The organism is Okeania sp. SIO2B9 (assembly GCF_010672505.1).
In the GTDB taxonomy this organism is placed as follows: Bacteria; Cyanobacteriota; Cyanobacteriia; order Cyanobacteriales; family Microcoleaceae; genus Okeania; species Okeania hirsuta.
This window is the reverse complement of the sequence record NZ_JAAHGK010000118.1, coordinates 1-9,521: the sequence shown is the minus strand read 5'-3', so window position 1 is coordinate 9,521 and position 9,521 is coordinate 1. Positions and strand designations below refer to the sequence as shown.

General features: G+C 35.5%; 9 protein-coding genes. 4 read left to right on the top strand and 5 right to left on the bottom strand.

The genetic code is table 11. The annotated features are described in order from the left end of the window. Positions 1 to 231: 231 nt before the first annotated feature. Complete coding sequence (locus tag F6K13_RS06685; protein WP_205127349.1) at positions 232 to 1,296, bottom strand: sulfurtransferase; 1,065 nt, start codon at positions 1,294 to 1,296, stop codon at positions 232 to 234. 444 nt (positions 1,297 to 1,740) lie between these two features. After that, complete coding sequence (gene crtH, locus F6K13_RS06680; protein WP_124144824.1) at positions 1,741 to 3,291, bottom strand: carotenoid isomerase; 1,551 nt, start codon at positions 3,289 to 3,291, stop codon at positions 1,741 to 1,743. 225 nt (positions 3,292 to 3,516) lie between these two features. Between crtH and upp the strand changes: the two genes are divergently transcribed. The 3 genes from upp to F6K13_RS06665 all read left to right on the top strand — a co-directional run bounded on the left by upp (position 3,517) and on the right by F6K13_RS06665 (position 5,506). Beyond that, entirely contained in the window at positions 3,517 to 4,167 is a 651-nt protein-coding gene (gene upp / locus F6K13_RS06675) for a uracil phosphoribosyltransferase (RefSeq protein WP_124144825.1), read from the top strand. Positions 4,168 to 4,769: 602 nt separating this feature from the next. Then, positions 4,770 to 5,093 carry a hypothetical protein gene (locus F6K13_RS06670; protein ID WP_124144826.1) on the top strand — a complete coding sequence of 108 codons (324 nt, stop codon included), beginning with the start codon at positions 4,770 to 4,772 and terminating at the stop codon, positions 5,091 to 5,093. A gap of 131 nt (positions 5,094 to 5,224) precedes the next feature. After that, positions 5,225 to 5,506: a YggT family protein gene (locus F6K13_RS06665; RefSeq protein WP_124144827.1), complete on the top strand. Its 282-nt coding sequence runs from the start codon at positions 5,225 to 5,227 to the stop codon at positions 5,504 to 5,506. A 90-nt stretch (positions 5,507 to 5,596) separates the two neighbouring features. Here the strand turns inward: F6K13_RS06665 and F6K13_RS06660 are convergent, their stop codons facing one another. The 3 genes from F6K13_RS06660 to sppA all read right to left on the bottom strand — a co-directional run bounded on the left by F6K13_RS06660 (position 5,597) and on the right by sppA (position 7,607). After that, positions 5,597 to 6,055 (bottom strand): hypothetical protein, encoded by a 459-nt coding sequence (locus F6K13_RS06660; RefSeq protein ID WP_124144828.1) that lies wholly within the window; start codon positions 6,053 to 6,055, stop codon positions 5,597 to 5,599. 318 nt (positions 6,056 to 6,373) lie between these two features. After that, the gene (aroH, locus tag F6K13_RS06655) at positions 6,374 to 6,751 is read right to left on the bottom strand and encodes a chorismate mutase (RefSeq protein ID WP_124144829.1); all 378 of its coding nucleotides are present in this window, start codon (positions 6,749 to 6,751) and stop codon (positions 6,374 to 6,376) included. Between the two features lie 37 nt (positions 6,752 to 6,788). Beyond that, the gene (sppA, locus tag F6K13_RS06650; RefSeq protein WP_124144830.1) at positions 6,789 to 7,607 is read right to left on the bottom strand and encodes a signal peptide peptidase SppA; all 819 of its coding nucleotides are present in this window, start codon (positions 7,605 to 7,607) and stop codon (positions 6,789 to 6,791) included. Positions 7,608 to 7,998: 391 nt separating this feature from the next. Between sppA and F6K13_RS06645 the strand changes: the two genes are divergently transcribed. Further along, entirely contained in the window at positions 7,999 to 9,072 is a 1,074-nt protein-coding gene (locus tag F6K13_RS06645) for a DMT family transporter (protein ID WP_287243026.1), read from the top strand. Positions 9,073 to 9,521 lie beyond the last annotated feature (449 nt).

Below are 9,521 nucleotides of genomic sequence, written 5' to 3'. Positions count from 1 at the left end.
ATTGGTATAAAATGTGTTTGAAAAGCTTAATTTTTCGTTTTTAACTCTCAAAATATTTAGGGTTTTTAGCAAAAATTTTATTACTGAAATAGTTTTTTTTGATTTTGAATTTAATACAAATTCTCAAAAGTAATACTATACTTATGTGACACTTCAGTTATTAAATAATTAATACAGAAAAAGTCCCTTTTTGTTAATTAGCAGCTCAGTTAATGTTAATTATTCTTCTGTTTATTTCTCCCTCTCCGCGTCTCCGTGTCTCCCCTTCTCCCTGTCCTCAATAACCCCTACTCCCTCTTTTCTGGATTTTTCCAAAGGATAAATATCTGCACTACTCGCCGACCATTCCCACATAGAACCAGAGTAATTTTTCACCTTAAATCCCAAATCTTTCAATACAGAAGTAGACCAAGCAGAACGTACACCACCCGTACAATAAGTAACAATAATTTTATCTTTTGTAATTCCCTTTTCTGCCAACATTTCTAAAATTTTATCCCGCGATAATAACATCCCATTATTATCTAACCAATACTTAAAATAGATATGAATTGCCCCTGGAATATGACCCCCACGTTGTTCTCCATAAGGTGTTTTTCCAGCATATTCTTGTGGCTCCCTAGTGTCAATAATTACCAGATTATCTTTTCCTAAACTTGTTTTTAATTCATTCTGACTAATATGCCAATTTTCATTCTGATTAACCACAAAATCTCCTCTAGGTGGAGAATTATTTTTCGTAAACTTAACTGTAGGAAAACCCCCTTTAACTAAAGCAGTAAAACCTCCATCTACTAAAAAGGATTTTTGATGACCTAAAGTGCGTAACATCCAAACTATTCTGCCATCCTCTCCCCAACCATTTATGGTATTACCAAACACTATTACTGGTTTGTGATTAAAAATGCCTATAGCTTGTAATTTTTCTGTCAAAACTTTGTCATCTGTAAGTAATTTTCCTTTAAATGGAGATTGAGACTGAGAAAATTCTTGCCAACTTATACAAGTTGCGTTTAACAAACTTTGAGGATTCAATATTTTACAAGAACGAGCATCTAAAATTGTTGCTCCTTGTGCAACTAATTCCTGAGCTTGAGCAGAGCTAATTATCCATTGATTTTTGATTATTTGTTGGGGAAATTTATTAATGACAAACTGAGAATCAATAGATTGATTTTTGATTATATTGGTAGTTTGAATAAAACTGGATATCGCCAATGTAGAAATTAATCCCAATATCATTAATCCTATCAGTGCAATAATTTTAACTGTATTTAAATTGAGGGGATTAAACATACAGCAATTTCCTCATTAATAAATTATGTAGTGGCGTAACACGCCTAAAATATTGCAATACTAGGGGGGGTTCTGCGCTATTCTTAATTGCTCAACATTAAATTTAGATGAACGCACCCCACACCTTTTAATCTTTTGTATACAAACAATCTCTTAAAAAATTATGTATATCATATTTTATGAGAAAGGAAGAAAGAAAAAACATTAAAGTAAAAAACTTTATTTTCAATCTTCCCTTTATCTTTAATTACTGAATTATGAAGATTTAAAGCCTCTATTTTTAAGGATGAAAAAGAAAAAAATTATTTTAGTAAACTCTCTTCTTTTAAGGAGAATTAATTATCTTTTCTGTAGTGGGTTTAATACCCAACCGTCTACAAAGTGCTTAAAATTGTTTGGGGTTTAATCCATAAGCAATTTTTCCTTCTGCCTTCTGCCTTAAAATCATCTTTTTTTTAATCCTAAATCAACAGCAACTTTATGAGCGCAGGCAAAACCAGAAAATGCCACAGCATTTAAACCTTGACCAGGAAATGTACTATCTCCAACACAATATAAACCAGGTATTGCAGTACCATTAAATGGCATTGCTAATAGACCTTGTAATTTACGACTAGGAATAGGTCCATAAGTACCATCTTCACGATTTAAAAATCTTTGATGGGAACGAGCTGTTCCTACTTCCATATAATCTAAACCAGCATCTAAACCAGGAAAAATATTTTCTAATCTATCAATAACTCGCCCCCCAGCTTCTTCTTTTTTTGCTTCATATTCTTTGATTGTTAATCCTTGCCAATCTTCTATATAACAAGGTGTAAAACTATGAACAATATGATAACCTTTTGGCGCTAAATCTCGGTCTAAAAGTGTAGGAATAGAGACAAAAATAGTACCTTCTGCATCCTCCATTTTCTCCCAATTTTCTAAGAGAATATGATGACATTCTGTACCTTCTGGAAATACGGAAGCTTCTACTCCTAAATGTAAACTTAAAAAACTTGGTGACTTTTGATAATTACTGCGCCATTTTTTCTCACTTGACGGTATCTTTTCTGTTGGAATTAACTTGCCAAAAGTATCCCATCTCGTCGCATTTGAAATAACTCGCTTACCTCGATAAACCTTTCCATTAGTTAACTTAACTCCTACAGCTTTTCCCTTTTCAATAATAATTTCTTGAACGCGAGATTTATATCTAATTTCTCCCCCTGTTTTCTCCAAACCTTCTACCAATTTTTGAGAAATTTTACCCACACCGCCTTTAGGATAATTAATACCACCATAATGGCGATCGGAAAACACCATTCCAGCATTAATCATTGGTGTTAAATATGCTGGCACTACTGACCAACAATAACATTCCATATCAATAAATTTTAATAATTGTTTATCGCTAATATATCGACGTGCAACATCACCTACATTTTGAGGTAAATACTTCAATAAACCCAGACAAGAACCAGGATTTTGAAAAAATGATTTGGAGAGATATTTTAACTCTTCTAGAGATAATAACTCCATAGAATTGAGATAATTAAATACTTTCCAACATTCATCATAAAATTGACGAATTCCTTTTTTTTCATGGGGAAATATTTCAGTTAATTCTTGGATAAACTTTTCATATTTTTGGTGAACTTTTAACTCTAAATTATCTGGTAAATGATAATGTATTTGTACGGGGTCGGGGATTGTTTCTATGCTAACATTTACCGCATCTAAAGCACGAGTCAGTAAATTTGTTGTACCTTTTTTACCAAAACCAAATATCATTGATGCACCAACATCAAATGTGTATCCCTCCCTCTCAAAATAACCAGAGCTACCACCAGGAATAGTATAACTTTCTAATACTATAACCTTGCCTCCTTTAGCTGCAAGTTGAGTAGCTGTAACTAAACCACCAATACCAGAACCGATAACTATTGCATCATATTCAAGTATTGGAGGAAATTTATCAGTTAATGACTGAGATGCAGGAGAAATTGCCATAGTAACACCTTTGAAAATTTGCTAGATTTCAGTGTAGCGCTTATGATGTTAATAGTGTTTGACTTGAGTCAATCAAAGTTTAGTAGTGGCGTGACAAAGCGGTCGAGGGATGGCGAGGAAACCTGCGCCATATCCAATCAACCAAGAGAAATAAAGTTCAATATTTCAAACCTCTGACTTTAACTAGAGGTACTGATAACTGATAACTGATAGCTGATAACTGAAATGACTATGCAACTTCGTGTTTATGTCCCACCTCATCCTTTAGTAAAACATTGGTTAGGCGTAGCTCGTGACATAAATACACCCTCTGCTCTATTTCGTTCTGCAATGACAGAATTAGGCCGATGGTTAACCTATGAAGCAATTCGAGATTGGTTACCAATAATAGAAACAACAGTACAAACTCCTTTAGCTGAATGTCCTGCTACTTTTGTTAATCCTCAAGTCCCTGTCGTAGTAATACCAATTCTCCGAGCTGGTCTAGGATTATTAGAAGGGGCGCAAACTGTTTTACCTTTGGCATCCATCTATCATCTGGGAATAGTTAGAAATGAAGAAACTCTCGAACCTAGCTGTTATTTGAATAAACTGCCTCCCCAGTTGGCCCCTAATGCTCGGGTTTTGATTTGCGACCCAATGTTAGCTACTGGTGGAACAATTATGCAGGCCATGACTGAATTAACTGAGCGTGGGGTTGATGTTGCTTCAATCAGAATTATTTCTGTAGTAGCTGCTCCTCCTGCTCTACAAAAGTTGAGTGTTAGTTATCCTGACTTGGTTGTTTACACAGCAACTATTGATGAGGTTGTTAATGATGTTGGCTATATTATACCAGGTCTTGGCGATGCTGGCGATCGAACTTTTGGTACTTAAGTTATATCAAATCCGGTGGGGTTGCACATAGAATCTGGTTATAATATATATATCCAATATTAACGAAGTCAGAAATCAGAAGTCAAAAGTTATTTTTGTCACGGGGATTTGAGCAACTCTCCAAAAAGATTTTCCCTTAAAAGGCGGGGTTTTAAACCCAATTATTTTGATAAAAAATCAGATCAATTATCGCACTATTATTTATCAATTCTTTCCCTCTACTCCCTACTCCCTTTTTTGGAGGATATGTTTAATATCTGTTGATAATTCTATAATTACTTCAATATTTCATCTTCCCTACTCCCCCACTCCCCCAAGGCTAATTCTTTGTCGTCAGAGAATATTTACAACCCTATATTTTTTTGAGATCCTGTGCTTCCCACAGTCCCCGCACTCCCCACCCCCCTCCTTTTTTCTCTGGTGACAATAAATTGACCCTGCCCCACTCCCCTACTCCCAACTATATAATAAGTATTCAACGGGATTTTATATTACTGGCCACTTGAAGCAAATCAAAATTAATTTATTTTTGACATTCTATTAAGAATATGCTAGATTGTAATGATTAAAGATTAACATAAACGATTAGCTATTTGCTAAATATGAGTAATAGAGATGGTTTTGCAAGTGGTTTGATTGCAGGAGCAGCAGTAGGCGGCTTAGTTGGTGGGTTATTGGGAATTTTAGTAGGAGCAAGGGTATCTAATGATGCAGATGAGGCAGAAAATTTATTAGAGACTCAAGATACTGAAAAACAAAAAGCCATAAAAGAATCAGAAATTATAGAAGAGACTCGTCAAACCTTGGAAGGTAAAATAGCCCAATTGAATCAAGCAATTGATGAAGTGCGCCAACAAATAAATGGTGTTAATGGAAGCTTGACAAATTCTGGGCGATCGCTCTCTGAAGAATCCTCAAATTATTAAGAATAAATCTAGATTTTATGAAATAGATTTTATATATAGCCCAGAATGAAAGATGAATAAGGCAAAGCTGTGTTAAAATAGACTTTAATATCTATGAATGAATTGTTTGTAGTTTCAGAATAATAACACTTATGAATGCCTCCATAGGACTACTAGCACAAACTTTAGGAACATTTGTACAAATATATTTAATTTTAATGTTCATTAGGATCTTATTAAGTTGGTTCCCTAATATTAACTGGTACGATCCACCATTTTCTGTATTGAGTCAATTGACTGATCCTTATCTAAATATATTTCGTTCTATTATTCCACCCTTGGGAGGTATAGACTTTTCTCCTATAATTGCTATATTTGCTCTCCAGTTTGTTGCTCAAGTTTTGACTGGGTTACTAAATGGCTTGGCTTATTAGTATCTATCAATATAGTTTTCTTTTAAAAAAAAACTTTGAGGCAGATTGAAAAAAGATATTAATTCTTAGAACTCAACCTGCCTTCAAGAATTAAAAGCCATCAAATTCTTCTATAGTTTGCCACCGAACTTTATGAGAAAAGCCAGATGATTTAAACTGTTTAAGTCTCAATGGAGTAGGTAGGTTTGCTGGTACGGAAACTCTAATTTCAAAATCAGTTACACCTGGGGGGACTTTTTCAATTGACCCAAGTCTTGTACGATTTTGCATAACATTATTATTATCAGCGTCATAGATACGCCCATATACATCAGCATCATACAAAGTTTTATCAGTAGAATTTTTAGCTTTACCACCGATAATAAAACAGTTAGCTGCCATACTAGAACCACTGGAAATCATTCCTTTTTCTAAACTAGAGGGACATTCTTTGTATTCTAGGTCGTATAGTTGAACTGGAATTGCAGCCAAGGCAGTGCTAGTCCAGAGCCAAGTGACTATGGCAACAAGGGTAGATATCACAATATTGGAAAAAAATGGCGCTCTCATGTAATAAAAATTTAGAGTGAGAATTATAAGTAACTCTAGCTTATTTTCTGAAAAGGTTATCAAAAAAAAATGAGTATAGTGAAACTAAGCAGCTAAAATAACCCTTGAATATATTGGTTATAGTCTGTCTTAATAGTTTGCATTAACGTAACGTTGGGTAGAAAAAAATCCGTAGCAGACTATTGCTATTTCTTTTCTTTTGCAGGTTTAATACCCCACAGTCACTTGCAATACTTAAAATTGCTTGGTGTTATCAGATACGGAGTGGCTGATCGTTGACTATCCATAAGCAACTCTGACTTCTGCCTTATGCCTTATTCAAGCTTTTTGCCAGTCAGGCCTCAAATTTTTTGCCCCTCGCAAATAGGTATGAACAATTTTTTTGGCCTGAGTTTCTGGCATATTCACATGAATCAAAAATCTAATACAACGTTCTAAACTACCTTCAACGTGCATCTGCTGCACATCTAATAAAGGTACATTATTCCAGTTGGGACGTTGGCGGGCGATCGCAGCAGGAAAAATAGCATCTAAGTCACGAGTCACAGAGAAAGTCGTACTAATAATTTGGCCTGGTTCGATTTGATTATGGTTCTCTAGCTCATCTAGTAGTTCCGTTACTGCCTCTTGAATAGCTTCTTTTGAGTTTTCTGAGACAGTAGTTGCCCCACGAATTGCTTGAACTCGCCACACCACACCAAAATCCTCCCAATCAACAACTTTTTATTTTAACTTAAGGTCGATACAGCCACAAAGGTAAACCATTGGTAGAAACTTCAAATTCTACCCAACTTTGAGCTGCCGACAGTTTTGATGATACCTGATTATTACCCAAAACTCGATTTACTAGAGATTTTGGTTTTTCGAGAGTACAACTCTCCGTCTTCTCTGGGTCTAATTTTATCAGTTCACAAAGCCATTTACGGGCATCTTCTTCAGTACCTAAACGGTCAACCACACCTAATTCTAATGCCTGTTCTCCTGTAAAAATTCGGCCATCTGCAAAACTTCTGACAGTTTCTACAGCTAAATTTCGCGCCTCAGCCACTATTTTGACAAATTGCTGATAACTATTATCAATCAAGTCTTGGAGAATTTGCTTCTCTGGATCTGTCATTTCTCGGTCGAAGGCTAATATATCTTTGTATGGACCAGACTTTACTACTTTAAAAGAAACCCCTACTCTTTCCAAAAGACGTTCTATATTGTTGGCTCGCAAAATCACCCCAATACTACCTGTAATTGTCCCAGGATTAGACACAATATGTTGAGAACCCATGCCGATATACACGCCCCCAGAGGCTGAAATATTGCCGAAGCTAGATACAATTTTGACTTTATCTTGCAAATTTTTCAGGGCATTGTAAATTTCGTGAGAGTCAGCAACAGTACCCCCGGGACTATCTATTCTCAGTAACAGACCCGGAAATTTTCTTTCTTCTACTGTTTTCAGTGCTTCTAAAACTCGCTTTCTGGTGTCGCTCGCGATGACACCATTAATTTCAATTCGGGCAATTTGTTTACGATACCGAGGCTTAAATGGCCAAATCATACTTTTATTCAGTCAAAAGTAAAATTTAATTATAGCACAAATTATCTGAATTTATTTATTAACATATTCAACTTAAATTGTCAACAAAGATAATATTTAATGAATATTTGGAAATTTTGCCTTATTATTAATTCATTAAATTTAATAATAGATACTTCTATGAAAAATTGTTACAATTTGTAAATAAAGTTTTAATATTAAAATGTATAAAATAATGACCAAAAAATAGGGTCAATAGTCTCCCCTTGGCTGCGCCACGAGCTGTCGCTCTACAAGGGGACAGAAAAATTAAACTTCAGTATTTCGGTGCCTCTGATTTACCTAGGTCATGCTGCGCAAACAGCGGTCGGTACTGATAACTGATGACTGATAACTGATAACTGAAATTACTATGCAGCTAAAACTGACTAACTCAAAACTCCCCTTTGCACCACTGTTACTAATTGCTCCCTTTTTCTTCTGGGGAACTGCAATGGTAGCTATGAAAGGTGTTATTCCTCAGACAACACCATTTTTTATGGCAGCAATGCGTATATTGCCAGCAGGTATATTATTGTTACTGGTAGGAATGATTCAGGGAAGACCTCAACCACAAGGAAAAATAGCTTGGTTGTGGATTTTATTATTTGCCTTAGTAGATGGTGCTTTGTTTCAGGGATTTTTGGCTCAAGGGTTAGTCAGAACAGGTGCTGGTTTGGGTTCGGTGATGATTGACTCCCAACCTTTGGCAGTAGCTATTTTATCATTATGGCTATTTCAAGAGAGAATTAGATTTTGGGGTTGGTTAGGGTTAGGTATTGGCGTTTTTGGTATAAGTTTAATTGGTTTACCTGATGAATGGATCGGGAGTTTGCTGCATCCAGAAACAATAGAAGCATCTCTGGGAATGGGTGCACTGTTTCAAAGTGGAGAATGGTTGATGTTATTAGCATCTCTATCTATGGCAGTCGGAACAGTTTTAGTGCGTTGGGTTTGCAAATATAATGACCCAGTTATGGCAACTGGTTGGCATTTGATTTTAGGTGGTGTTCCATTACTTGTTCTTTCCGCTGGGTTTGAGTCTGGACAGTGGGTAAATATTGATGGGTATGGTTGGATAGCGATGGGTTATGCAGCAATTTTCGGCAGCGCGATCGCCTATGGTTTGTTCTTTTATTTTGCTTCTTCTGGAAATCTTACGAGTTTAAGTGCTTTAACTTTTCTAACTCCAATTTTTGCTTTATTGTTTGGCAATTTGTTTTTAGGGGAAGTTTTGAGTTCGTTGCAGTCAGTGGGAGTTGGTTTAACTTTAGTTAGTATTTATCTGATTAATCAACGGGATGTATTAGCCGAGAAGTTGAAATTGAGGAGTTCAAAACAAAAAGATGTTTCAAATACCACTACAGGCAAATTATTGAAACAGTCTCAACAGGAAGCAGTTGAAGTTAAGGTGCCAGTTGGAGTTGAAATATCAGAGAAAATTTAACTACAGTGGTTTTAATTTGGGTAGACCATAGTAGGGATTATTTCCTGGGTTATGCTCGGCAAACGCGAATCATACCTAGAAAATTTTAGTTTTGACTTGAGGTCATCAATATGAAAACCGCTGTAAGTAGATTATAATCAAGTACTTGTTTATAGTTGGACTTGTTGATCAAAAAAATAAGTGCTTTAGTTCCTAAAGCACAACTACTAGCCTAATTATACTGAAATTAGGTGTTGCACAATAGAGAATGATATTCTAGAATTTTATTGAGAGATGGATTGCTATCTATGTAAATCTTGAATTTATCTTACAGCGCTTTTCAAATTGATGAACCACATCTTCACAAGCAAAACCTTGTAAGGACGTTCCATGGAACGTCCCTACTGTGGTCTACCGAAATGAAAACCGCTGTAACCTGATATGTCCATATTTCTAAGAGAGTATCCAGA

Coding starts and splice junctions, on each gene's coding strand:
- F6K13_RS06685 (WP_205127349.1), bottom strand. CDS start 1,296: ATGTTTAATCCCCTCAATTTAAATACAGTTAAAATTATTGCACTGATA.
- crtH (WP_124144824.1), bottom strand. CDS start 3,291: ATGGCAATTTCTCCTGCATCTCAGTCATTAACTGATAAATTTCCTCCA.
- upp (WP_124144825.1), top strand. CDS start 3,517: ATGACTATGCAACTTCGTGTTTATGTCCCACCTCATCCTTTAGTAAAA.
- F6K13_RS06670 (WP_124144826.1), top strand. CDS start 4,770: ATGAGTAATAGAGATGGTTTTGCAAGTGGTTTGATTGCAGGAGCAGCA.
- F6K13_RS06665 (WP_124144827.1), top strand. CDS start 5,225: ATGAATGCCTCCATAGGACTACTAGCACAAACTTTAGGAACATTTGTA.
- F6K13_RS06660 (WP_124144828.1), bottom strand. CDS start 6,055: ATGAGAGCGCCATTTTTTTCCAATATTGTGATATCTACCCTTGTTGCC.
- sppA (WP_124144830.1), bottom strand. CDS start 7,607: ATGATTTGGCCATTTAAGCCTCGGTATCGTAAACAAATTGCCCGAATT.
- F6K13_RS06645 (WP_287243026.1), top strand. CDS start 7,999: ATGCAGCTAAAACTGACTAACTCAAAACTCCCCTTTGCACCACTGTTA.